Below are 21,835 nucleotides of genomic sequence, written 5' to 3'. Positions count from 1 at the left end.
GCCGCGCGGCCGTCGACCGTCGGTATCGCCCGGCCAGGCTGGGCGCACTGAGCAGGACAGGATTTGACCGTTCACGGCCCTCGTGTTCCGGCGCGGCATGGCGTAAAGCAGCCGGATCGAAACGAGGTTTCCGGTCACTTGTCCTTTCCCACGACGAATCCGCCGCTCGCCCGCGCTCTGGCCGAGCGCAATTATGAGACTCCGACGCCCGTACAGCTCGCCGTGCTTGCGCATGACGCCGTCGACCGTGACCTGCTGGTTTCGGCGCAGACCGGCTCGGGCAAGACCGTGGCCTATGGGCTGGCGCTTGCGAACAACCTGCTGGGCGAGGCCGAGCGGTTCGAGCGGGCCACCGCGCCGCTGGCGCTGATCGTGGCGCCGACGCGCGAGCTTGCCTTGCAGGTCCAGCGCGAGCTCGCATGGCTTTATCAGCACGCGGGCGCGCGCGTCGTCTCCTGCGTCGGCGGCATGGATCCGCGTCGCGAGCAGCGCGAGCTGGAGGCAGGGGCCCATATCGTCGTCGGCACCCCCGGGCGGCTGTGCGATCATCTGCGGCGCGGGCGTCTCGATATCTCGGAACTGAAGGCCGTGGTGCTCGACGAGGCCGACGAGATGCTCAATCTCGGCTTTCGCGAGGACCTCGAGTTCATCCTCGAGACCACGCCGGAAACGCGCCGGACGCTGCTGTTCTCGGCGACTTTCCCGCGCGGCATCGTCGCGCTGGCCAAGCAGTATCAGGACAACGCCTTCCGGATCGAGGTCGAGGGCGACGAAGGCGGGCATGCCGACATCGAGTACCGCGCCATCCGCATCGCCGCCGACGATGTCGAGCATGCGGTCGTCAACGTGCTGCGCTTCTACGAGTCGCCGAGCGCGATCGTGTTCTGCAACACCCGCGAGAAGGTGCGCCATCTGCAGGCGGCGCTGCTGGAGCGCGGCTTTTCCGTCGTCGCGCTGTCGGGTGAGCTGACCCAGAACGAGCGGACCACGGCGCTGCAGTCGCTGCGCGACGGGCGCGCGCGGGTGTGCGTGGCAACCGACGTCGCAGCACGCGGCATCGATCTCGCGAAGCTCGACCTCGTCGTCCACGCCGAGCTGCCGAATGATCCCGAGGTGATGCAGCATCGATCGGGTCGCACCGGCCGCGCCGGCCGCAAGGGCGTCAGCGTGCTGCTGGTGCCGCCGGCCCGCCGACGGCGGGCGGAAACGCTGCTGAACCTCGCCGGCATCGAGGCCGCGTGGGGCGCGGCGCCGCAGACGGACGAGATCCGCAAGCTCGATCAGGAGCGCATGCTGCACGACCAGGTGTTCACCGAGGAGACGACGGCGGAGGATCTGGCGCTCGCGCAGGCGCTGCTGGCGGAGCGGTCGGCCGAGGACATCGCCGCCGCATTGGCGCGGCTCTATCGCGCGCGGCTGCCGTCGCCCGAGGACATTCTCGATCCAGGCCAGGACCGTGGCCGTGCGCGGGAGGATCGCGGTCGCGACACCGCCAGGCCGGCGCGCGGCGAGGAGCGGCCAGCGGCGCCCCGAACGAAGACAGGAAAGCCGTCGGCGCGCCACGGCATGGGCGAGCCGAGCGTCTGGTTCCGGGCGGCGATCGGGCGCAGGAAGAATGCGGAAGCGCGCTGGCTGCTGCCGATGATCTGCCGCCGCGGGGGCATCGACAAGCACGACATCGGCGCCATCAAGATCCAGGACACGACGACCGAGTTCGAGATCGCCGCGCGCGTCGCCGACGCTTTCACTGCGAACATCCGCCGCCCCGACAAGGAGGACAATATCCGGATCGAGCCGCTGGCGGGCGCGCCCTCGGGGCAGGCCTCGCCGGACAAGCCGCGCGCCGACAAGCGGCCGCCGCGGCGCGAGGCGGACGAGACGGCCTACCATCCGCTGCAGCGCGATGAGCCGCGCGGGGGCAGGGACGCCAAGCCGCGTGGCAAGCCGCATCGCGAGGGTCCGGCGAAGTCCGGCCAGGAGCCGGCGTTCGCGAACAAAAAGCAGCATCGCGACAAATCCAGCCACGGCGGACAGACGTATTCAGACAGACCCTCGCGGGCGAAGGCGCCGGGTGGAAAGAAGGCCAAGGCCAAGCGCCGCGGCTGATTGGCCCGGCCCGGGCAGGGGCTGCCGTCGCTCCGCGTTATCGGCAGGTGAACCACCAGGGAGGAGCCGCGCATGAGCCGGTACGCCGTTCTGTATTTCGCGACGCTGGCTGTGCTGCTCGGCTTCGACATCCCGTTCCTGAGCATCGTCGCCAAGGGCTTCTTCCAGTCGCAGGTCGGCGAGATGCTGGGCGAGATCCGCCCCGTGCCGGCGGTGCTGTTCTATCTGCTCTATGTCGTGGGCGTGCTGATCTTCGTCAGCGGGACGGCCGACGCGACATGGCGCTCGACCTTGCTCTACGGCGCGCTGTTCGGGCTGTTCTGCTACGCCACCTTCGAGCTGACGTCGCTGGCGATGCTCAAGCAGTGGACTTGGGCGGTGGTGGCGGTCGACATCGGCTGGGGTGTATTCGTGACGGCGGTGTCGGCGACACTCGGGCTGCTGATCGCGGACTGGGCGACGCCACGGGGCTAGCACGTTCCTGGGCCTGGAAGCCTGGCGACAGGAGCCGTCGCCCGTGGCATAGTGAGCCTATAATGGGCCTTGCGATGCCGGTACGAAACGTCGTTCTGACGGACGATCAGGAAAAGATCATCCAAGGTCTGGTGGAGTCCGGCCGGTACCAGAACGCGACTGAGGTGCTGCGCGATGGGCTGCGTTTGATCGAGCAGCGCGAGGCCGAAGATGCTGCACGGCTGAACGGCCTGCGTGAGGCCGCGCAGGCCGGTTTTTCTGCGCTCGATCGCGGCGAGTTCAAGGAGTTCACCAGCATGGACGAGCTTGAAGCCTATCTCAACGGCCTCTCGGACAGGCTTATCAGCCGCGCCGATTGATCGCCGCGCCCGCACGGGAGCATCTGACGATGGAGGAGACGTGGAGAGTTCGTCTCAGTGCCGTCGCAGAGCTCGACTTCGCGAATATCCTGAAATGGACGGTAGAGAAACTTCGGTCGCCGTCAGGCCGAAGTGTACCGGGACACGCTGCTGCGCGCGATCGGAAAACTAGCGTATGGTCCCGATGTTGCGGGATCCAGGGCTCGAGATGAGATCATGCACGGCGTTCGCACACTTCATGTCGCACGACACGGCCGCGCTGGGCGCCATCTGCTGCTCTACCGCGTGGGTGGCCGTGGGATCATCGAGATCGGCCGCATCCTGCATGACCGTATGGACCTGCGGCGGCATTCGCCCTTCCCATCCGAGAAGGGCGAATGAACTGGCCGCTCGAGCACTCACTTCGGCTGCGGCACCACGCGCAGATAGGGCTTCGGCGCCTTCCAGCCGTTCGGATAGATCGTCTTGGCCTCGTCGTCGGACACCGAGCCGGCGATGATGACGTCCTCGCCCTGCTTCCAGTCGGCGGGGGTTGCGACGCGGTGCTTTGACGTCAGCTGCAGCGAGTCGATGACGCGTAGAATTTCCTGGAAGTTGCGGCCGGTGGTCATCGGGTAGACCAGGATCAGCTTGATCTTCTTGTCGGGCCCGATGATGAAGACGTTGCGGACGGTCTGATTGTCGGCCGCGGTGCGCTTGGACGGATCACCGGAGATCGCCGCCGGCAGCATGTCGTAGAGCTTGGAGACGTTGTAGTCGGTGTCGCCGATCATCGGATAGTTCGGCGCCGCGCCCTGCGTCTCGCGGATGTCCTCCGACCATCTGGCGTGGTTGTCCACCGGGTCAACCGACAGGCCCATCAGCTTGACACCGCGCTTGTCGAACTCCGGCTTCAGCCGCGCCAGCGCGCCGAGCTCGGTGGTGCACACCGGGGTGAAATCCTTCGGATGCGAGAACAAGAGTGCCCAGCTGTCGCCGATCCAATCGTGGAATTTGATCTTGCCTTCGGTGGTGTCTGCCTCGAAGTCCGGGGCAGTTGAGCCGATCTGGAGAGCCATGGCAGTCCCTTTCAGTACAGGTGGCGGGAATAAATCTTCTAAACACTATAGGAAATGCCGCCGCGGAAGGGAACTGGCTGACGGAAAAGAGAAGATAATTGCCTCAAAGCTCACGCGACCAACAACTTCTTTTGAGTTTCCGGGCTGCGGCGAAACATCCGTGAGACGACTGGTTGCCCCGATTTCGCCATCTGTTGGTCGCAACACGCCGCCCCCTGACGCCCCTTGGCTTTGAACCGTGATCGAGGTCACTGCGGCAAATCGGCAACCGATACAGAAACCCACAGCACCGTTTCGAACCGTTAACCACTCGTTCAGACGCGGGCCGACAAGGTGGGTCAACACAGCAACTGAGAAGAGAACATGGCTACCTCTGCACCAAAAACCATCGGCATCGATGGGCTCGAACCGTCCTCCTGTGAGACCGCTGCTTTCGCGCTCGGCATCGTGCGCGACGGCGTGATCACCGGCGAGGGTCCGACCACCGCGGGACGCGTGCATTTCTCCCGCGTGCTCGATGCCGATGACGCCGCCTGGTGCGCGCGCATTCTGAGCGCTGCCGCGATCAACGACGTGCCCGTCAGCCGCGCCGAGGCCGAAGCGCTGTTCGCGATCGATGCCGCCGCGACCGAGCGCAAGGACGACGGCCGGTTCGAGGATCTGCTCGCCAAGGCGGTGGCGCATCATGCCGCCGCCGCCTCCGGCCTGCCGGTGCCGCCGCGCAGCGTGGCGTTGTCGCCGGAGACGGCGATCGAGAGCTGGGCTCCGGTCAATGCGCGGGGCCTCCGCACCGATGCGCTGGAATGGGTCGCCAAGCAGATGCGCGGCAAGCGCCAGGGCAACCGTGCGCTGATGGCGATGGTCGCGACGCTGGTCGGCGTCACCGTGCTGCCGCTGGCACAACTGCCGTCGATGATCGACATCGGCATGTAAGCGCGTCGCGTTCATCCAAAGGCACGAGTTCGACGAGCGCGATGACCTCATCGCGCTCATTTCTTTTTTTGACCGGCGGCGATCGCATGACGGCTCTTGATGGCGCCGCCCGGCCGGTGAATCAATCGGCGGTGATGCGACCGAACACGGAGATGTCGAGATGAGCCGATGGAGCTTCGCCGCGCGTCTGATCGCGGTGGCGGCGACGGCGCTGCTGCTCATGGTGGCGTGGCAGACCTTTCCGCTGATCCAGGCCGAGCTGCTCGGCCTTCGTGCCAAGCCGCGCGAGATCACGCCGCGCGGCGATCTCGCGGCCGACGAGAAGAGCACGATCGCACTCTTCGAGAGCCGCAGCGGCTCGGTCGTGTTCATCACGACCGTTCAACAATCGGTCAACCCGTGGACCGGCAACGCGCAGCAGGAGCGCTCCGGCACCGGCTCGGGTTTCGTGTGGGACGAACTCGGCCACGTCGTCACCAACTATCACGTCATCGAGGGCGCGACCGAGGCGCTGGTCAGCCTGACCGATGGACGCTCGTTCCGCGCAGCGCTGGTCGGCGCCAGTCCGGAGAACGATCTGGCGGTGCTCGTGATCGGCGTCGGCGTCGACCGGCCGAAGCCGTTGCCGCTCGGCACCAGCACCGATCTCAAGGTTGGGCAGAAAGTGTTCGCGATCGGCAATCCGTTCGGTCTCAGCAGCACGCTGACCACCGGCATCGTCTCGGCGCTCAACCGTAACCTGCAGGTCACGCAGGACCGCGTTCTCAATGGCCTGATCCAGACCGATGCCGCGATCAATCCCGGCAATTCCGGCGGGCCGCTGCTCGACAGCGCGGGCAGGCTCATCGGCGTCAACACCGCGATCTACAGCCCGTCGGGCGCCTCCGCCGGCATCGGCTTCGCCGTGCCCGTCGACAGGGTCAACCGCATCGTGCCGCGCCTGATCGCGAGCGGCCGCTATGTCACCCCGAGCCTCGGCATCCGCACCGATCCCAAGGCCAACGAGGCGCTGTCGGCGCGGCTCGGCCTGTCCGGCGTGTTCGTGCTGGATGTCGAGCAGGATTCCGCGGCCGAGAAGGCCGGGCTGATCCCGGCGAGGCTGACCCGCGACGGCGGCTTTGCGCTCGGCGATGTCGTGCTCGCGATCGATGGGCAGGCGGTGGATTCGCCAGAGGATATGACGCGCGCGCTGGAGAACAAGAACCCCGGTGATCGGGTGGTGCTGCGCGTGCTCCGCGGCGGCAAGACGATCGAGGTCCGGGTGACGCTCGATGTGGCGCGGTGAGGGAGCTGATCGCATTCTCGCGGCGAGAACGCTGCCGTAGCCCGCATGAGCGAAGCGACATGCGGAAACGGTCTGCCCGGTATCGCTGCGCTCACCCGGGCTACGGCACCACGTCTAGTCGAAACAGAAATGCCCCACTTTCGCGGGGCACTCTGCTGATCGCGTAGAGGCGACGGACCGACTACTTCGCCGCCGCCGTTTTCTTCGGCGCCTCGTCGTCGAGTCCCACGGTGCGGCCGGGGAAGCCGGCGGCGTCGAAATAGCGCTGGGTGCCGACGCGCTGCAGCTTCAGCACGGTGCGCAGTCCGCCGGCGGCCGGATCCGACTTGATGACGTCCGACGTCGCCTTCGGCGTGGTGCCGTTCGGCATCGCCTCGGTCATGATGCGGCCGATCAGTCTGCCCTTCGGAGCGACCTTGAGGTCGAGCAGCTTCACCGCGGTGATGCCGACATCGGCATTGCTGACGGGCAGGGGATCGACGAAGCCTGCCTTGAAGTCGGGTCCGATGGCCGCCATGAAGTTGTAGGTGTCGCCGCGGCCGAACGAGCCGTGCATGCCCTGGCCCTGGCGCAGCACGGTGTCGGCGACCTCGACCTGGCAGTTGCTCGGCTGATCGCAGCCCGGCGCGACATAGGAGCGGAAGTTGACCACGATCGCCGGATGCGGCGTCACCGCCTTGCCCTGCAGGTTGATCCGCGACAGCGGCAGCGTGCCGGGAATCTCGCCGAGCTTGTCGTCGACGAAGATGCCGGAGACGTAGTCCTGCGCCAGCAGCGCCTTGACGGTGCGGCGGGCGAGCTTCCTGTCGTTGTTGGGCAGATAGATCAGGTCGGAGCCGCCATTGGTGGCGACGACGAGATCGGGCTTGGCCGGGTCCTTGCCGAGCACGCCATTGCCGGCCTTCGGGTGCTTGCCGTCGGGCACCGCCGCGTTCTTGTCGTTCGGATCGAACAGCGGCAGGCCGAGCGCCTTGGCGAGGTCGATCGCCAGGAAACCCATCGGCAGGAAATCCTTCGGCGTGTCGTCATAGCCGACCTTGGCCGATGGGCTGGTCTTGCTCTCCTTGGAGATGGTCGAGAAGCCGTGGTCGGCCTGGACCATGATGTTGGTCGAGGCGGCAAGCCCGAGATCGTCGAGCGCCTTGCGCAGCGCCGCCAGATTGTCGTCGGCATTCCTGATGCCGGCCATCGACGTCGGGCCATTGATGCCCGGCGTGATGGTGTTGAGGCTGTCGCCGTGATTGTGCTGGCTGCCGTCCGGATCGCGCGACCAGAACACCAGAACGAACGGCTTGTTGCGGGCCTTGAACATCGGCAGCACCGCCTTGGTGGCGACGTCGACCATGTAGGCCTGCTGCGCGACGTTGGCCGAGGTCGTGCCCGGCGTCTTGGCGTCGCCCGCCTTTCCGTTGTCGCCGCGCGACGGCGTCGCCAGCGGCAGGCCGGCCTTGGTCATGGCATCCTTGACCTCGTCGGTGACAGGCACGCCGTTCTTATTGCCCGTGGAATCGTCGATCACGATCGAGGAGGTCGCGCCGGGCTTGCAAGGGCAGCCGGTGTGGTCGAACAGGTAGGTCGGGCCGACTTTGCCGATCGCGGCGGTCGAATAGCCGGCCTTGCGGGCGAGCTTCAGGATGGTGTCCTCGTTGAGGTAGTCGCCGTTGAAATGCTCGTCGATATCGCCGAGCACGGCGTCGTTCTCGATGAAGGGCACGACGGTGCCGCCGGCCGGCGCCGAGGTGTAGCCCGTGAAGATCGTGTTCGAGAACGTGCCGGTGTCGCCGAGATAGTGGCCCGTCGCCATGGCCGAGCCGTTGGCCATCGTGAAGGTCGGAAACAGCGAGTGCGAATTCTTGAAGTTGACGCCCTTGTCGCGGACGGCGGCCATGGCCGGGGCGGTCTCCGGCGTCACCTTGAGCGCACGCAGGCCGTCGGGAATGAACAGGATGAGGTTATGGGGGGTGGCGTTCTGCGCAAATGCGGCTCCGGACGACAGCAAGGTCAGTCCGGCGCACAGCAGCACGAGCGGGCGGCGCATTGAAAACTCCTGAAGGCAATCGCTGGAATCGCGGCGTCTCGCCGCAGGGAAGAGCTGTAGTTTTGCCGGGTGACAGTTTTGTTACAAGAGGCTCGGAGGGCCGCCGACAGCGCTCCGGGCAGGATTTTCTTGCGGCGGGCTCGTCGGTGGCAGGAACTAGGGTATGGCTTTCTGGTTGTCGGCTCACAATCAACAGGAGCACACCATGCCTGCCGACAAAGACCTCAACGAGCTCTTCCTCGATACCCTCAAGGACATCTACTACGCCGAGAAGCAGATCCTGAAGACGCTGCCGAAAATGGCCAAGGCGGCGCAGTCGGAGAAGCTGGCGGCGGCGTTCGAGAAGCACCACGACGAGACCGAAGGCCAGATCGAGCGGCTCGAGCAGATCTTCGAGCTGATCGGCAAGCCCGCCCGCGGCAAGAAGTGCGATGCGATCGAGGGCATCATCGACGAGGGCAAGGAGATCATGGACGAGTACAAGGGGACGCAGGCGCTCGACGCCGGTCTGTTGGCCGCTGCCCAAGCGGTGGAGCACTATGAGATGTCACGCTACGGTACCCTGAAGGCCTGGGCGCTCAAGCTCAACCTGCCGAAGGCCGCCAAGCTGCTCGACCAGACGCTGAATGAAGAGCGGAAGACCGACGAGACGCTGACCAAGATCGCTGAGACCGCGGTCAATTACGAAGCTGCGGCCTGACCATCGGCCGATCGTGACCACAACGCCGCCGCCGGCGCTGCCATCAGCGCTGGCGGCGTCGTCACGAGTCCCATCTTTGGAGCCTGGTGAGAGTCTGCCAAGGTGCTCACCTCGATGTTCTCCCGCCGGTTGGGGTATCTCTCAGCTGCTGCCTATCGTATGGTTCCGATACCGGCCAGGATGAGGTCGATGCCGGCAAGAAATTGCGCGCGGTCGTCGTGCTCGCGCAGCTCCGTCGCCACCCGATGCACGAACGGGTACTCTGCGGGATCGAGCTGCGTCCACCGCGTGGCGACCGCTCCGAGGAACGCCGCGCGGTCCGTCTCGCGCGGGAGGAGGCGGGCGTTCGCGGCATTCTGCCCGGCCACGCCAAGGATGTAGTTCAAGAGCGCGGACGCGGAATCGAACAGGGCGCTTTCGGGGACACCGAGCGTCTGGAGCCGTCCGCCGACGCTTTCGACGATCTGCAGCATCGCGGACCGCCACGGTTCACGGAAAAGCTGGGCACCCACCCAGGGGTGGGCGTCGATTGCGTCGAACAGCCCGAGGGCAACGGCACGGATCGCCTGTCGCGGCTCTGCATCGCCCACGACCCCGGTCATGACACGGGCAATGACGTCATCGGTGGCCGCTGCGAGCAAATCGCTCTTGTTGGCGACGTGCCAGTAGATCGCCCCGCTGCCGGTCGCCAGGCGAGCCGCGAGCGCGCGGAAGGTCAGAGCGCTTTCGCCCTCGGTGTCGAGGATCTCGGTCGCGGCCTCGACGATTCTCTCCTTCGAGAGCGCATCCGCGCGCCGTTCCGTCCGTTGTGTTCTGCTCGCCATGACCATCATCTTGACATGATTGGAACGTTGTTCCAATCGACTTTCATGGAACGACGTTCCAGTCAATTTGAAAGGCAGATGATGACGACACCCGTCACGATCGTCGGCGCGGGCCTCGGCGGCCTTACGCTCGCACGCGTCCTCCATGTCCACGGTATCCCGGCTACGATCTATGAGGCGGAGCCATCCGCCGAAACCCGGGCGCAAGGCGGCCAGCTCGATATTCACGAGCACGACGGGCAACGTGCCCTCGCAGACGCCGGCCTCATCGATGCGTTCCGTGAGATCATCCATGAGGGCGGCGCGGCGTCGCGCGTGCTTGACCGGCATGGCACGGTGCTGCTCGCGCAGCCCGATGACGGCCGACGCCCCGAGGTGCTGCGGGGTGATCTGCGGCGGATTCTTCTCGAGTCCCTGCCAGCTGAGACGATCCAGTGGGGCAAGAAGCTGACCGGCGTCGTGCGCCTCGGCGACCACAGGCACGAGCTGAGATTCGCGGACGGGGCGAGCGTGGTCACGAGCCTGCTGGTCGGCGCCGACGGCGCCTGGTCGAAGGTCCGGCCCCTGCTGTCGGCCGCCAAGCCGGAATATGTCGGCACGACGTTCGTTGAGACCTACCTGCATGACGCCGACGAGCGGCACACCGCGGCGGCCGAAGCAGTCGGCGGCGGCGCATTGTTCGCGCTCGCTCCGGGACAGGGGATCTGCGCGCACCGTGAGGCAGGACAGGTTCTTCACGCCTACGTCGCGCTGAACCGCTCCGCCGAGTGGATCGCCGGCATCGACTTCATGGACGCTGCCGCCGCGACGGCGCGAATTGCGGCCGAGTTCGACGGATGGGCGCCTGCGCTCACCGCGCTGATCACCGACGGCGAAACCCCGCCGGTCCCGCGCATGATCCACACGCTTCCGAACGACCATCGGTGGGACCGTGTGCCTGGGGTGACGCTTCTCGGTGATGCCGCGCACCTGGCGCCGCCGGCCGGCGAGGGCGCGAACCTGGCGATGTTCGACGGCGCCGAGCTCGGCAAGGCGATCGCTGCCCACCCCGGCGACATCGAAGCGGCACTCGCCATCTACGAAGCAGCGCTATTCCCGCGCAGCTCGTCGGCGGCCGCAGGCGCGCATCAAATCCTCAAGCTCTGCCTCGGCGACAGCGCACCATTCGGGCTCGTCGACTTCTTCAACGGTGCCCTGGAGAGGTAGGGCGGGCTCCCGCCTTCGTCACCGTGCCCACCGCCATCACATCGATGTCAGATCGCTGCGGCCAGCGCCGCGATCAGCGCTGGCGGCGTTGCTACGAGTCCGATCTTGAGAAACTGCCAGGCGGACACCTCGATTTTTTCGCGCCGCAGGGCGGTCAGCCACAGGATGGTGGCGAGCGAGCCGGTCACCGAGATGTTGGGGCCGAGATCGACGCCGATCAAAATCGCGCGGATGACCTCATGCGGCAGGTGGTCGCTGGCGGCGACCGAGCCGGCGACCAGTCCCACCGGAAGATTGTTGGCAATGTTGTCGGCCACCGCAGTGATCAGGCCGGCCGCCCAGGCCGTACCGACGGGCGAGCCGGCCACGCCCTGATGCAGCCAGGCGCTGAGCTGGCCGATCGCTCCGGCGCGATTCAGACCCTCGACCATCACGAACAGGCCGGCGACCAGTGGCAGCACGCCCCAGGACACACCTTTGATGGTCGGCCAAGGCGATTGCCGGCTGACCAGCAGGATCGCGGTCGCCGTGACCACGCCACAGACGAAGGTCGGCAGGCCCAGTTGGACGTCGAGCGCCGAGGCGGTCAGCAACACGGCGGCAATCGCCATGATTCCGACCGCGGCAAGCCGACCCTCGCGGCTCAGGTGCGGCTTGTCGACATCGGTCCGCAGCGTCTCCTCACGGAGCGCGCGGCGCTGGGTCAGCCACAGCGCGACATAGGTCAGGGCGATCGCGGCCATCGAGGGCAAAGTGAACTGGCGCAGCCATTCGGTGAGATGCGGCATGCGCTCGCCGAACACGACCAGATTGGCCGGATTGGAGATCGGCAGCACGAAGCTCGCGGCATTGGCGATGAAGGCGCAGACGTAGAGATAGGGCAGCGGCGAAGCGCCGGCGGCGCGGGTGGCGGCATAGACGGCCGGCGTCAGCACGATCGCGGTGGCATCGTTGGAGAGCACCACGGTGACCAGAGTGCCGACCGCATAGACCAACAGGAACAGGAGTTGCGGCGAGCCGCGCGCATGCTCCACGGCATAGGCCGCGAGATAGTCGAACAAGCCCTCGCGGCGGGCCAGCTCGGCAATCAGCATCATGCCGATCAGGAACAGATAGACGTCGACGCCCTTGCGGATGCCGGTGAGCGCATCAGCGACAGGCAGCAGGCCGAGCGCGACCAACAGGATCGCGCCGGCGACGGCCCACACGGCCTCGGGCAGCCGAAACGGGCGGATGATGACGCCGGCGGTGGCGGGAATGATGATGGCGTAAGCGAGCCAGGTATCGTGCAGGGACATGATCAGGGATCGATAGAGCAAATCATTCGGCGGGGATAGCGGGCGAGGGCGCCGCATCCGGATGCGCGGCCTCCGGTCCACCGGTCTCGGGAAGCAGCCGCCAGCATACGATCACGGCGAGCGCGGCGGCCGCGCCGAGGGCCAGGAATGCGGCGCTGTAGCCGCCATGGACGACGGCCAGCGCGGTCGACAGCGCCGCGCCAATGCTCTGCGCTGCAATCACGGCGCCCTGAGCAATGTTGAAGCGGCCGGTGCCGCGCATCTTCCGCGACGGTCACCGGCATGATCGCGCCGAAGATGCCGGCGCCGGGGCGCGCGAAGCGCGCACTACCTACTCAGCGCGGCAGCGGCGCCTTCTCGGCCATCGCCTTGCGCAGGATGCGCGACAGCGACTCCACCGAATAGGGCTTCTTGATCAGCTCGAAGCCGTGATGGGCGTTCTCCGCGAGCACGTGGCTGTAGCCGGATGTCAGCACCACCGGCAGGCCGGGATAGCGGTCGCGGATGATGCCGGCGAGCGCCAGGCCGTTGATGCCGGGCATGATGACGTCGGAGAACACGAGGTCGACCGCGAATTCGTCGTTCGCCAGGATTGCCAGCGCATCGGCGGCATTGGCGACGCGGCGCGTCACATAGCCGAGGTCCTCGAGCAGCTCGGTCGAGAACTGCCCCACCTCGTCATTGTCCTCGACCACGAGCACGCGGTAGCCGCGCCCGATGGTCGCCGGCTCGATGCGCGTGGAGCCGGCTTCCGTGCTGGATTGCGGAGCCATGGCCTGCGGCAGGTAGATCGTGAAGGTCGCGCCGTGGCCGATGCGGCTGTCGACCGCGATGTCGCCTTCGGACTGCTTGGCGAAGCCGAATGCCTGGCTGAGGCCGAGACCCGTGCCCTTGCCGACCTCCTTGGTGGTGAAGAAGGGTTCGAAGATCGCGTTGAGGTGCTGAGGCGCGATGCCGCCCCCGGTGTCGGCGACCGAAATCGCGATGAAGGCACCGGGCCGGGGGCCCTGGCCACGCAAGGCCGGGATGCTCTCGGTCCGCTGCACGCCGATTTTCAGATGTCCTTCACCGTTCATGGCGTCGCGCGCATTGACCGCGAGATTGATCAGCGCAGTCTGAAATTGCGCGACGTCGGCGAGGGTGAACAGTCCGCTGTTCGTGACCGCGAGCTCGATCTGGATGCGGCCGCCGACGAGAGGACGGATCAGCTGCACGACATTCTCGACCTGCTCGCCAACATTGAACACCTGCGGCGTCAAGGGTTGCCGCCGCGCGAAGGCCAGCAGTTGCGCGGTCAGCTTCGAGGCGCGCTCCACCGTCTCGGAGATCGCATCGACATAGCGCCGGCGCCGCTCCTCGGGGAGATCGCGGCGGCGCAGGAAGTCGGTGGCCGAGCGGATGATGGTGAGCAGGTTGTTGAAATCGTGCGCGACGCCGCCGGTGAGCTGGCCGATCGCCTCCATCTTCTGCGACTGCCGCAACAGCTCCTCGCCCTGGATGCGCTCGGTGACGTCGACCGCCTCGGCGACCGCGCCGGTCACCACATCATGCTGGTCGAACAGAGGCCGCATCGAAAGCTCGAAATGTCGCTGGCCGCTGGCGAAATCGAGCCGCATCTCGGTCCGAAAGCTCTCGCCGGCGAGAACGCGGGCGAACGCCTTGCGCAGCATCTCGGTCACGCCCGGCGTATGGGTGAACCAGGGCGCATCCCAGAGCGGCTGGCCGATGACGTTCACTTCACCGGCGCGCATGCCGGCGACCGCGATGCGGTTGGCATGCAGCACGCGGCCCTCGACGTCGAGGATGGCTTGGTACTGATTGCTGGTGTCGAAGATCGCGCGCATGCGCGCTTCATTGGCCTCGAGTTGGGCGGTGCGCTCCTTGATCCGCTCTTCGAGGGTCTCGTTGATGCGGCGCAGCTCGATCTCGGCCTGCTTGGCGGCCGTGACGTCGTGAGCGACGCCGATGAATCCGACATGTTTGCCGTTCGCGTCCCAGCGCGGCTGCGATTCCGAGCGCAGCCAGCGCCATTCGCCGTCGGCGCGGCGGTAGCGCGCCTCGAGGAAGAACGGCTTCAGCGAGCGCTCTCCCGATTGCTGCTGCTCCAGGATGCGCGGAAGATCCTCGGGATGCAGCACCTTGCGCCAGTCGAAGGCCAGCGTCTCGTCATGGGGCAGGCCGAGGAAATCGACATAGGCGCGATTGACGAAGGAGCGGGTGCGGTCGAGCTTCGTCACCCAGATCGGCACCGGGGCGCTGTCGGCGATCAGCCGGAAGCGCTCCTCGCTCTCGCGCAGCTTGGCCTGCGCCAGCATCTGGTCGGTGACATCGATATGCGCGCCGACCAGGCGGATGGCGCGGCCGTTCCAGTCGCGCTCGATGCGGGCGATGACGCGGACCCACCGGATCTCGCCATCGCTGGGACGGATGATGCGGTATTCGGTGGTGTAGTCCTCCTGCTTGCTCTTGACCGCGGCGATGAACTCCTGCTCGGCCTTGACGCGGTCGTCGGGATGGACGCGCCTGACCCAGTCTTCGTGAGTCTCGTGAACGGCTTCCGGCGGCAGGCCGTGAATGATCAGGTATTCGGGGGAGCGGCGGTTGCGGTAGCCTTCGCGCAGGTCGACCTCGACGCCGCCGACCCGGGCGATCCGCTGGATGCGCGCGAGCTCCGCCTCGCGTTCCTGCAGCGCGCGATAGGCCTCATCGCGATCGCGCGCGATCTCCTCGATATGCTGGCGCAGCGCGTCGGCGGCAGCCTCCGGCCTCACTTCGTCTCTGGGCGCGTCCGCGCTGTTCATGCTGACCTGCACTGATGTGGCGAGCAGTCGCCCGAGAATTCCATCGCGGGTGTTCGGAAGCTTGGCGACATTGGGACCAAGGAAAGCAAACTGACCAGAGATTAAGGCGGGCAGACGCCGGCATGACGAGAACGTCGGGGCAGACAAAAAGTTCCGCGCTCCCGGAACGGACTGTTACTGTCGTGCGTCGTCAGGCCCTGAACACCGCAACACGTAGGTCCACGCCGTGAAGCTCTTCGTCTGTCAGGTCTGCACGAACATCCTGTACTTCGAGAATCGGAGCTGCGGGCGCTGTGGCCATCAGCTCGCCTTCATGCCGGAGCGCCAGATCCTGTCGGCGATCGAGCCGGCGGAGGAGGGCTTTCGGACGCTCGCCGACAACGGGACGGGGCGCTTCTTCTGCGCCAATGCCGAGCACGACGCCTGCAACTGGCTGCTCGAGACCGGCGAGACCGCAGGCTTCTGCCGCGCCTGCCGGCACAACGGCACCATTCCCAATCTGTCTGATCCCGCGCAGCTCGCGGGATGGCGCGAGCTGGAGGTGGCCAAGCACCGACTGTTCTACTCGCTGATCCGATGGAAGCTCCCTGTGAAGACACGGATCGAGGATCCCGAGCACGGGCTGATCTTCAACTTCCTCGCCGATGACCCCGCCGGCCAGCAGAAGGTCATGACCGGCCACGACAACGGCCTCGTCACCATCGCGCTGGCCGAGGCCGACGATTTCGAGCGCGAGCGGCGGCGGCTCGAAATGGGCGAGCCGTACCGAACCTTGCTCGGTCATTTCCGCCACGAGGTCGGGCACTATTTCTGGGACGTGCTGGTGCGCGATGCCGGCACGCTCAAGGAATGCCGGGCCGTGTTCGGCGACGATACCCAGGACTACGGCGAGGCGCTGAGGCGGCATTACGATCAGGGGCCTCCAGTGGACTGGCAGGACAATTTCGTTTCGGCCTACGCCACCACGCATCCGTGGGAGGATTTTGCCGAGACCTGGGCGCACTACCTCCACATCGTCGACACGCTGGAGATGGCCTCCGAGTTCGGCATCGAGATCGATCCGCCCGCGGACCAGATCGGCGGGCTGACGGCGCGTGTCACCTTCGATCCGTATGTCGCGGAGGATTTCGACACCATCGTCAACGCTTGGCTGCCATTCACCTTCGCCATGAACAGCGTCGCACGGGCGATGGGCGCGCGCGATCTCTATCCGTTCATCCTGACGCCGCCGGTCATCGGCAAGCTCGGCTTCGTCCACCATCTGGTGCGGCAGGGCGCACAGCAAGAGTCTGTCGCTCTGGCTCCCGAAAAGCCACAGGCCGAGCCGCAGCAGGAAGAGATCGGGGCGGCGTGATCCGCCTTGACTCCTGTGAACATAAAGTGAACATGGCGGCGTGACCGGAGCGAGGACCGTCATCGCGCATGCAGCCCAGATCGCAATCCAAGACCGATGCGGCGGACACCGAAGACCTCGCGCTGGACGCCGCCGTGGACCAGGCCATTGCTGCCTGCGGGGGCGATCCGCGGGCGGCCATTCGTGCCCTGATCGTTGCGAACGATTTTCTCGAGACCGAGGTCGGCGAGCTGATGAAGGCGGTGTCGCACGCCTATGCCCGCGGACGTTTCCACAGCTATTCCGGCTGACGGCAAGGGACGCAGCTGGCATGCCTCGCCGGACGGCAACGTCGGAACGAGAGGCGGGTTGCGCGCGGGCGATTTTGGTATAGACGAACCGGTCAAGCTCGCGGTGTTACGCCTGTGCCACGAGCGGGGAGCCCGCCCAAAGGTATCAAGCAAGAAATGTTCAAAACCATTCTGATCGCGAACCGCGGCGAGATCGCCTGCCGGGTCATCAAGACCGCCCGCCGCATGGGAATCCGGACCGTTGCGGTCTATTCGGAAGCCGACCGCGATGCGCTTCATGTCGAGATGGCCGATGATGCCGTGCTGATCGGCCCGCCCGCCGCCGCCGAGAGCTATCTCCTGATCGACCGCATCGTCGAGGCCTGCCGCAAGACCGGTGCCGAGGCGGTGCATCCGGGCTACGGCTTCCTGTCCGAGCGCGAGGCGTTTCCGCGAGCGCTGGCCGAGGCTGGCATCGTCTTCATCGGTCCCAACCCCGGCGCCATCGCCGCGATGGGCGACAAGATCGAATCGAAGAAGGCGGCCGCCAAGGCCAAGGTCTCGACCGTGCCAGGCTTCCTCGGCGTCATCGAGGACGACAAGCATGCCGTGCGCATCGCCGACGAGATCGGCTATCCCGTCATGATCAAGGCCTCCGCCGGCGGCGGCGGCAAGGGCATGCGCATCGCGCATTCGACCGCCGAGGTGGCCGAGGGCTTCAACCTCGCCAAGGCCGAGGCCAAGGCCTCGTTCGGCGACGACCGCGTCTTCATCGAGAAGTTCATCGTCGATCCCCGCCACATCGAGATCCAGGTGCTCGGTGACAAGCATGGCAACGTGATCTATCTCGGCGAGCGCGAGTGCTCGATCCAGCGCCGCAATCAAAAGGTCATCGAGGAGGCGCCGTCGCCGCTGCTCGACGAGGAGACGCGGCGCAAGATGGGCGAGCAGGCGGTCGCGCTCGCCAAGGCCGTGAACTACGACTCCGCCGGCACCGTGGAGTTCGTCGCCGGCCAGGACAAGAGCTTCTACTTCCTGGAGATGAACACCCGCCTGCAGGTCGAGCATCCCGTCACCGAGCTCGTCACCGGCATCGATCTCGTCGAGCAGATGATCCGCGTCGCCGCCGGCGAGAAGCTCTCACTTGCGCAGAAGGACGTCGCGCTGACCGGCTGGGCGGTGGAGTCGCGCGTCTATGCGGAAGATCCGTTCCGCAGCTTCTTGCCCTCGATCGGGCGCCTCGTGAAGTATCGCCCGCCGGCCGAGAGCAAGGCTGACGGCGTCACCGTGCGCAACGACACCGGCGTGCAGGAGGGCGGCGAGATCTCGATCTACTACGATCCGATGATCGCCAAGCTGGTCACCCATGCGCCGTCGCGGGCTGCCGCGATCGAGGCGCAGTCGACCGCGCTCGACGCCTTCTATGTCGACGGCATCCGCCACAACATCCCGTTCCTGTCGGCGCTGATGAACCATCCGCGCTGGCGCGAGGGAAGGCTGTCGACCGGCTTCATCGCCGAGGAGTTTCCCAAGGGCTTCGCCGCGCGTGCGCCGGAAGGCGAGATCGCGCGCCGGCTGGCGGCGGTGGGTGCTGCGATCGACCACGTGCTCGGCGAGCGCAAGCGGCAGATCTCGCAGCAGATGATCGGCCGGCCCGTGAGGCGGCAGGGCCGCCGCGCGGTGTGGCTCGGGCGCGACGAGATCCTGCTCGACATCACCAGGGAGAACGGCGCGATCACGGTCCGCTTCGTCGGGGCCGACGGCAAGGTCGGCGCGGCGCATCAGCTGGTGTCGGACTGGAAACCGGGCGACGCGGTCTGGCACGGCACCATCGATGGCGCTGCCATCGCGGTGCAGACGCGCCTCATTGCGAACGGCGTGCGGCTCGCGCATCAGGGCGTTGAAGCGCCGGTCTACGTCTACACGGAGGCCGAGGCGACCGCGGCGCGGCTGATGCCGGTCGTCGCCGCCGGCGACAGCGGCAAGAAGCTGTTGTGCCCGATGCCCGGCCTCGTGGTCTCGATCGCCGTGACCGAAGGGCAGGAGGTCAAGGCCGGCGAGACGCTCGCCGTGGTCGAAGCCATGAAGATGCAGAACGTGCTGCGCGCCGAGCAGGACGGTACGGTGAAGAAGATCCACGCGACAGCCGGCGCTACGCTTGCGGTGGACGCGCTGATCTTGGAGTTTGCGTAAGCAGCAGTCATCGTCATTGCGAGCGCAGCGACGCAATCCAGAGCTCGACAGATAGCTCTGGATTGCTTCGTCGCTGCGCTCCTCGCAATGACGGGAGAGAGGAGGCGAGGATGACCTTCCATGCACGCAGAGAGGCGCTCCGTGCGATCCTCGCCGGCGATCGCTGCATCCACCCGGGCTCGGTGTACGACGCGATCTCGATCCGCATCGCCGAAGATCTCGGCTTTGAGCTCGGCATGTTCGGCGGTTCGGCTGCCTCGCTCGCCGTCCTCGGCGATCCCGACATCGCGCTGATCACGTTGACCGAGTTGGCGGAGCAGATGCGGCGGATGTCGCGCGCCGCCGCGCTGCCGGTGCTGGTCGATGCCGATCACGGCTATGGCAATGCGATGAACGTGCGCCGCACGGTGCAGGAGCTGGAGGCGGCCGGTGCCGCGGGTCTCACCATCGAGGATACGCTGCTGCCGCAGGCTTTTGGCGAGGCGAAGCCGCAGTTGATCTCGCTTGCCGAAGGGGTCGGCAAGGTGAAGGCGGCGCTCGACGGCCGAGGCGATCCCGCGCTGGTCATTCTGGGACGAACGGGGGCCGTCTCCATCGCCTCGCTCGACGACGCGATCGCGCGCGCCAAGGCCTACGAGGCCTGCGGCGTCGACGGCCTGTTCTTCACCGGCATCACCTCGCACCATCAGCTCGATGCGATTGCGGCAGTCACCACATTGCCGATCGTGCTCGGTGGCGCGCCGGAGGAGATGTCCGATCTCGGCTATCTCGCCTCGCGCCGCGTCCGCGTCGCGCTGCAGGGCCATGCACCGATCGCGGCCGCGACGCAGGCGGTGTATGAGACGCTGAAGGCGCTGCGCAACGGCGCCTCGCCGAAGCAGCTCAAGGGGCTGCCGTCGGCCGAGCTGACCGCGCGCGTCATGCGCGATGGCGATGTGAAGAAGAGGCTTCGCGAGTTCCTGGGGCTTGGTTCATGATCGGTCGTGCCATCGTCCACGTCACGGTCCGCGGCCGCGTCCAGGGCGTCGGCTACCGCGCCTGGGTCGAGGACCAGGCCATCCTCAACGGCCTCGAAGGCTGGGTCCGCAACCGCAGCGACCGCAGCGTCGAGGCGGTCTTCGCCGGTCCCGCCGATGACGTCGCGGCGATGGTCACGGCCTGCCGCAAAGGGCCGCCGGCTGCGCGTGTCGACGACGTGATCGACGTCGCCGGGACGGTCGATCAGCTCGCATCGCGTCGGCCCGGCGAATCGTTCTCGGTGCTGCAGACGGCGTAGTTGTCTTCCGTTGCCGACTACCGATCGTGCATATTTGTCGGCTTTCTGTTCTGGGCGGCTTTGGTCCTGCTGCTGGTGCATTTCACCCGCGGTGCACCGTAGAGCGGTCGCTGTCGCTCACCCAGCCGAGATCACCAGCGCCTGTATGCGGCCCTCGATCGGTCCGTCGCCGAACCGGCGCGCCAGCGCGTTCGCGGCCGCCTGCGTGACGGCTGCGAGGCCGGGCGTGCCGCGTGCTTCGATCTCGCCGCGCATCGGTGTGCCCTGGCAGAACGCCATTGCCGACTGATGTGGCGAGGCGGCGCGGCTGCGATGTGCAACCGTCTCGATCACGATATCGGTGAAGCCCGCTGCTGTCAGATCGGCCTTGATCCGACTGGAATCGAAATAGCCGTGCGGAGTCCGGGTGAAGAACTGCGGCGGGTTTTCGGGGAAGACCTGCTGCAACGTCTCGTGAACGACGTGAGGGATTTCGTTCTCATCGATCCGGTCCCAGACATTGAAGACGAAACGTCCTCCGGGCCTGAGCACGCGGCGGGCCTCAGCATAACCCTTGACGCGATCGGGGAAGAACATCGCGCCGAACTGACATGCGACGGCATCGAAGCTCGCGTCGGCAAAGGGCAGGGCCAGCGCATCCGCTTGACGAAATGCGATGCGGCTCTCGGTGGCGAGATGCGTCTTCGCCTGTGCGAGCATCGGCTCGTTGAGGTCGGTGGCGGTGATCCGGACCTCCGGCGGCAGTTGCGCGTGCAGCGCCCTCGTGACCACGCCGGTGCCCGCCGCCGTCTCCAGCACGTCGCGCGGCAGGCAGGCCGCGATGCGCCGCGCAAGATCCTGCGCGTAGGGCACGAAGATCAAGGGCACCAGCAGTTGATCGTAGATCTGCGGGATCGATCCGGTGAAAGCCTTGTCGGATGCCGTCATGGCTTGCTCCTGTTGCAGATGGGGCAGGCGGGGATCAGGCGGTCTCGGCGCGCGCAAGAGGGGCGCTGTAACATCCGTCTTGCCGGCCACCCGCCCGGTTCAAATAAGACGCTCTTGACATTCACTCTCTACGGTCAGATATTTCTGTCATGACAGAAACACCAGGCAATCGGAAGCTTCCGCCCGCCGTCGAGCGCTTCATCCTCAACTGGGGCGACATGGGCGACCAGTGGGGTGTGAACCGCTCGGTGAGCCAGATCCACGGCCTGCTGTACCTCGCCGAGAAGCCGATGACGGCGGAGGACGTCGCCGACACGCTCGGCATGGCCCGCTCCAATGTCTCGAACTCGCTGAAGGAGCTGCTCGCCTGGGGCTTGATCCGGCGCGTGCCGATCCTCGGCGACCGCCGCGATCATTTCGAGGCCGAGACCGACATCTGGGAGGTGGCGCAGCGGATCGCGGCCGGCCGCAAGGAACGCGAGATCGATCCGGCCATCGCGGCGCTGCGCGCCTGCGTCGCGGAAGCGACCGGAGATCCCACGATCAGCGCGGTCGCAGCCAAGCGTCTGAAAGACATGCTGGCGTTCACCGAGCTGATCGACCGCTGGTACGTGCAGATGCTGAAGGTGCCGCGGCCGCGTCTCGTCGCGCTGATCAAGCTCGGCGAGAAGATTGCAAATCTGTTGCCGTCGGGAAGGTCCAGGTCCGGCAGCGCTTGAGGAGAGTGGAGGGCG

Annotated in this window: 20 protein-coding genes and 1 pseudogene; 14 read left to right on the top strand and 7 right to left on the bottom strand. The window is 66.5% G+C overall.

Features of this window, described 5'->3' with window-relative positions; translation table 11 throughout:
* Positions 1–138: 138 nt before the first annotated feature.
* From QW881_RS29915 to QW881_RS29900, 4 genes are all read left to right on the top strand, one after another.
* Positions 139–2,106 (top strand): DEAD/DEAH box helicase, encoded by a 1,968-nt coding sequence (locus QW881_RS29915; RefSeq protein WP_316159197.1) that lies wholly within the window; start codon positions 139–141, stop codon positions 2,104–2,106.
* A gap of 72 nt (positions 2,107–2,178) precedes the next feature.
* The gene (locus QW881_RS29910; protein ID WP_316159196.1) at positions 2,179–2,580 is read left to right on the top strand and encodes a DUF2177 family protein; all 402 of its coding nucleotides are present in this window, start codon (positions 2,179–2,181) and stop codon (positions 2,578–2,580) included.
* A 74-nt stretch (positions 2,581–2,654) separates the two neighbouring features.
* Positions 2,655–2,939 (top strand): type II toxin-antitoxin system ParD family antitoxin, encoded by a 285-nt coding sequence (locus QW881_RS29905; RefSeq protein ID WP_315799224.1) that lies wholly within the window; start codon positions 2,655–2,657, stop codon positions 2,937–2,939.
* Between the two features lie 132 nt (positions 2,940–3,071).
* Positions 3,072–3,320, top strand: coding sequence for a type II toxin-antitoxin system RelE/ParE family toxin (locus tag QW881_RS29900; RefSeq protein WP_316159195.1), 249 nt, complete (start codon positions 3,072–3,074; stop codon positions 3,318–3,320).
* A 17-nt stretch (positions 3,321–3,337) separates the two neighbouring features.
* On the opposite strand, the gene QW881_RS29895 is transcribed toward QW881_RS29900, so the two are convergent.
* Positions 3,338–3,997 (bottom strand): peroxiredoxin, encoded by a 660-nt coding sequence (locus tag QW881_RS29895; protein ID WP_315754335.1) that lies wholly within the window; start codon positions 3,995–3,997, stop codon positions 3,338–3,340.
* Between the two features lie 363 nt (positions 3,998–4,360).
* On the opposite strand from QW881_RS29895, the gene QW881_RS29890 reads away from it, so the two are divergent.
* A complete protein-coding gene (locus QW881_RS29890; RefSeq protein ID WP_315737674.1) occupies positions 4,361–4,930 on the top strand; it encodes a hypothetical protein in 570 nt (189 codons plus the stop codon).
* A gap of 160 nt (positions 4,931–5,090) precedes the next feature.
* Entirely contained in the window at positions 5,091–6,215 is a 1,125-nt protein-coding gene (locus QW881_RS29885; RefSeq protein ID WP_315754337.1) for a S1C family serine protease, read from the top strand.
* 181 nt (positions 6,216–6,396) lie between these two features.
* Here the strand turns inward: QW881_RS29885 and QW881_RS29880 are convergent, their stop codons facing one another.
* Positions 6,397–8,253: an alkaline phosphatase family protein gene (locus tag QW881_RS29880; protein WP_315754339.1), complete on the bottom strand. Its 1,857-nt coding sequence runs from the start codon at positions 8,251–8,253 to the stop codon at positions 6,397–6,399.
* Positions 8,254–8,458: 205 nt separating this feature from the next.
* Between QW881_RS29880 and QW881_RS29875 the strand changes: the two genes are divergently transcribed.
* On the top strand, positions 8,459–8,953 hold the full coding sequence (locus QW881_RS29875) for a ferritin-like domain-containing protein (protein WP_315737676.1): 495 nt from the start codon (positions 8,459–8,461) through the stop codon (positions 8,951–8,953).
* A 152-nt stretch (positions 8,954–9,105) separates the two neighbouring features.
* Here QW881_RS29875 and QW881_RS29870 read toward each other — a convergent pair whose 3' ends face one another.
* Complete coding sequence (locus tag QW881_RS29870; RefSeq protein ID WP_315754341.1) at positions 9,106–9,777, bottom strand: TetR/AcrR family transcriptional regulator; 672 nt, start codon at positions 9,775–9,777, stop codon at positions 9,106–9,108.
* Positions 9,778–9,858: 81 nt separating this feature from the next.
* On the opposite strand from QW881_RS29870, the gene QW881_RS29865 reads away from it, so the two are divergent.
* Entirely contained in the window at positions 9,859–10,983 is a 1,125-nt protein-coding gene (locus QW881_RS29865) for an NAD(P)/FAD-dependent oxidoreductase (protein WP_315737738.1), read from the top strand.
* A gap of 47 nt (positions 10,984–11,030) precedes the next feature.
* On the opposite strand, the gene QW881_RS29860 is transcribed toward QW881_RS29865, so the two are convergent.
* From QW881_RS29860 to QW881_RS29850, 3 genes and pseudogenes are all read right to left on the bottom strand, one after another.
* Positions 11,031–12,281 carry an arsenic transporter gene (locus QW881_RS29860; protein WP_315754343.1) on the bottom strand — a complete coding sequence of 417 codons (1,251 nt, stop codon included), beginning with the start codon at positions 12,279–12,281 and terminating at the stop codon, positions 11,031–11,033.
* Between the two features lie 22 nt (positions 12,282–12,303).
* A pseudogene (locus QW881_RS29855) lies at positions 12,304–12,589 on the bottom strand (MFS transporter); the annotation flags it as partial.
* A gap of 27 nt (positions 12,590–12,616) precedes the next feature.
* Positions 12,617–15,082: a PAS domain-containing protein gene (locus QW881_RS29850; RefSeq protein ID WP_315754345.1), complete on the bottom strand. Its 2,466-nt coding sequence runs from the start codon at positions 15,080–15,082 to the stop codon at positions 12,617–12,619.
* A gap of 226 nt (positions 15,083–15,308) precedes the next feature.
* Between QW881_RS29850 and QW881_RS29845 the strand changes: the two genes are divergently transcribed.
* The 5 genes from QW881_RS29845 (at position 15,309) to QW881_RS29825 (ending at position 20,174) form a co-directional block, all read left to right on the top strand.
* A complete protein-coding gene (locus QW881_RS29845) occupies positions 15,309–16,436 on the top strand; it encodes a putative zinc-binding peptidase (RefSeq protein ID WP_315754348.1) in 1,128 nt (375 codons plus the stop codon).
* A gap of 68 nt (positions 16,437–16,504) precedes the next feature.
* Complete coding sequence (locus QW881_RS29840; protein WP_315754351.1) at positions 16,505–16,726, top strand: hypothetical protein; 222 nt, start codon at positions 16,505–16,507, stop codon at positions 16,724–16,726.
* 156 nt (positions 16,727–16,882) lie between these two features.
* Complete coding sequence (locus QW881_RS29835; RefSeq protein ID WP_315754353.1) at positions 16,883–18,898, top strand: acetyl/propionyl/methylcrotonyl-CoA carboxylase subunit alpha; 2,016 nt, start codon at positions 16,883–16,885, stop codon at positions 18,896–18,898.
* A 110-nt stretch (positions 18,899–19,008) separates the two neighbouring features.
* Positions 19,009–19,875 (top strand): isocitrate lyase/PEP mutase family protein, encoded by an 867-nt coding sequence (locus QW881_RS29830; protein WP_315754356.1) that lies wholly within the window; start codon positions 19,009–19,011, stop codon positions 19,873–19,875.
* A complete protein-coding gene (locus QW881_RS29825; RefSeq protein WP_315754359.1) occupies positions 19,872–20,174 on the top strand; it encodes an acylphosphatase in 303 nt (100 codons plus the stop codon). The genes QW881_RS29830 and QW881_RS29825 overlap by 4 nt, the downstream gene beginning before the upstream one ends.
* Before the next feature lie 117 nt (positions 20,175–20,291).
* Here QW881_RS29825 and QW881_RS29820 read toward each other — a convergent pair whose 3' ends face one another.
* Positions 20,292–21,101 (bottom strand): class I SAM-dependent methyltransferase, encoded by an 810-nt coding sequence (locus QW881_RS29820; RefSeq protein WP_315754361.1) that lies wholly within the window; start codon positions 21,099–21,101, stop codon positions 20,292–20,294.
* A 149-nt stretch (positions 21,102–21,250) separates the two neighbouring features.
* Between QW881_RS29820 and QW881_RS29815 the strand changes: the two genes are divergently transcribed.
* A complete protein-coding gene (locus tag QW881_RS29815) occupies positions 21,251–21,820 on the top strand; it encodes a GbsR/MarR family transcriptional regulator (protein ID WP_315737686.1) in 570 nt (189 codons plus the stop codon).
* The last annotated feature ends 15 nt before the right edge of the window (positions 21,821–21,835 follow it).

It is taken from the genome of Bradyrhizobium sp. SZCCHNS3016, from assembly GCF_032484535.1.
Lineage (GTDB): Bacteria > Pseudomonadota > Alphaproteobacteria > Rhizobiales > Xanthobacteraceae > Bradyrhizobium.
The sequence above is the reverse complement of the archived record's forward strand: the minus strand, read 5'-3'. Positions and strand labels throughout refer to the sequence as shown.

Excerpts from the sequence above, each read along its gene's own strand:
- QW881_RS29910 (WP_316159196.1), top strand. The coding sequence starts at position 2,179 with ATGAGCCGGTACGCCGTTCTGTATTTCGCGACGCTGGCTGTGCTGCTC.
- QW881_RS29905 (WP_315799224.1), top strand. The coding sequence starts at position 2,655 with ATGCCGGTACGAAACGTCGTTCTGACGGACGATCAGGAAAAGATCATC.
- QW881_RS29895 (WP_315754335.1), bottom strand. The coding sequence starts at position 3,997 with ATGGCTCTCCAGATCGGCTCAACTGCCCCGGACTTCGAGGCAGACACC.
- QW881_RS29890 (WP_315737674.1), top strand. The coding sequence starts at position 4,361 with ATGGCTACCTCTGCACCAAAAACCATCGGCATCGATGGGCTCGAACCG.
- QW881_RS29885 (WP_315754337.1), top strand. The coding sequence starts at position 5,091 with ATGAGCCGATGGAGCTTCGCCGCGCGTCTGATCGCGGTGGCGGCGACG.
- QW881_RS29880 (WP_315754339.1), bottom strand. The coding sequence starts at position 8,253 with ATGCGCCGCCCGCTCGTGCTGCTGTGCGCCGGACTGACCTTGCTGTCG.
- QW881_RS29875 (WP_315737676.1), top strand. The coding sequence starts at position 8,459 with ATGCCTGCCGACAAAGACCTCAACGAGCTCTTCCTCGATACCCTCAAG.
- QW881_RS29870 (WP_315754341.1), bottom strand. The coding sequence starts at position 9,777 with ATGGCGAGCAGAACACAACGGACGGAACGGCGCGCGGATGCGCTCTCG.
- QW881_RS29865 (WP_315737738.1), top strand. The coding sequence starts at position 9,859 with ATGACGACACCCGTCACGATCGTCGGCGCGGGCCTCGGCGGCCTTACG.
- QW881_RS29860 (WP_315754343.1), bottom strand. The coding sequence starts at position 12,281 with ATGTCCCTGCACGATACCTGGCTCGCTTACGCCATCATCATTCCCGCC.
- QW881_RS29850 (WP_315754345.1), bottom strand. The coding sequence starts at position 15,082 with ATGAACAGCGCGGACGCGCCCAGAGACGAAGTGAGGCCGGAGGCTGCC.
- QW881_RS29840 (WP_315754351.1), top strand. The coding sequence starts at position 16,505 with ATGCAGCCCAGATCGCAATCCAAGACCGATGCGGCGGACACCGAAGAC.
- QW881_RS29835 (WP_315754353.1), top strand. The coding sequence starts at position 16,883 with ATGTTCAAAACCATTCTGATCGCGAACCGCGGCGAGATCGCCTGCCGG.
- QW881_RS29830 (WP_315754356.1), top strand. The coding sequence starts at position 19,009 with ATGACCTTCCATGCACGCAGAGAGGCGCTCCGTGCGATCCTCGCCGGC.
- QW881_RS29825 (WP_315754359.1), top strand. The coding sequence starts at position 19,872 with ATGATCGGTCGTGCCATCGTCCACGTCACGGTCCGCGGCCGCGTCCAG.
- QW881_RS29820 (WP_315754361.1), bottom strand. The coding sequence starts at position 21,101 with ATGACGGCATCCGACAAGGCTTTCACCGGATCGATCCCGCAGATCTAC.
- QW881_RS29815 (WP_315737686.1), top strand. The coding sequence starts at position 21,251 with ATGACAGAAACACCAGGCAATCGGAAGCTTCCGCCCGCCGTCGAGCGC.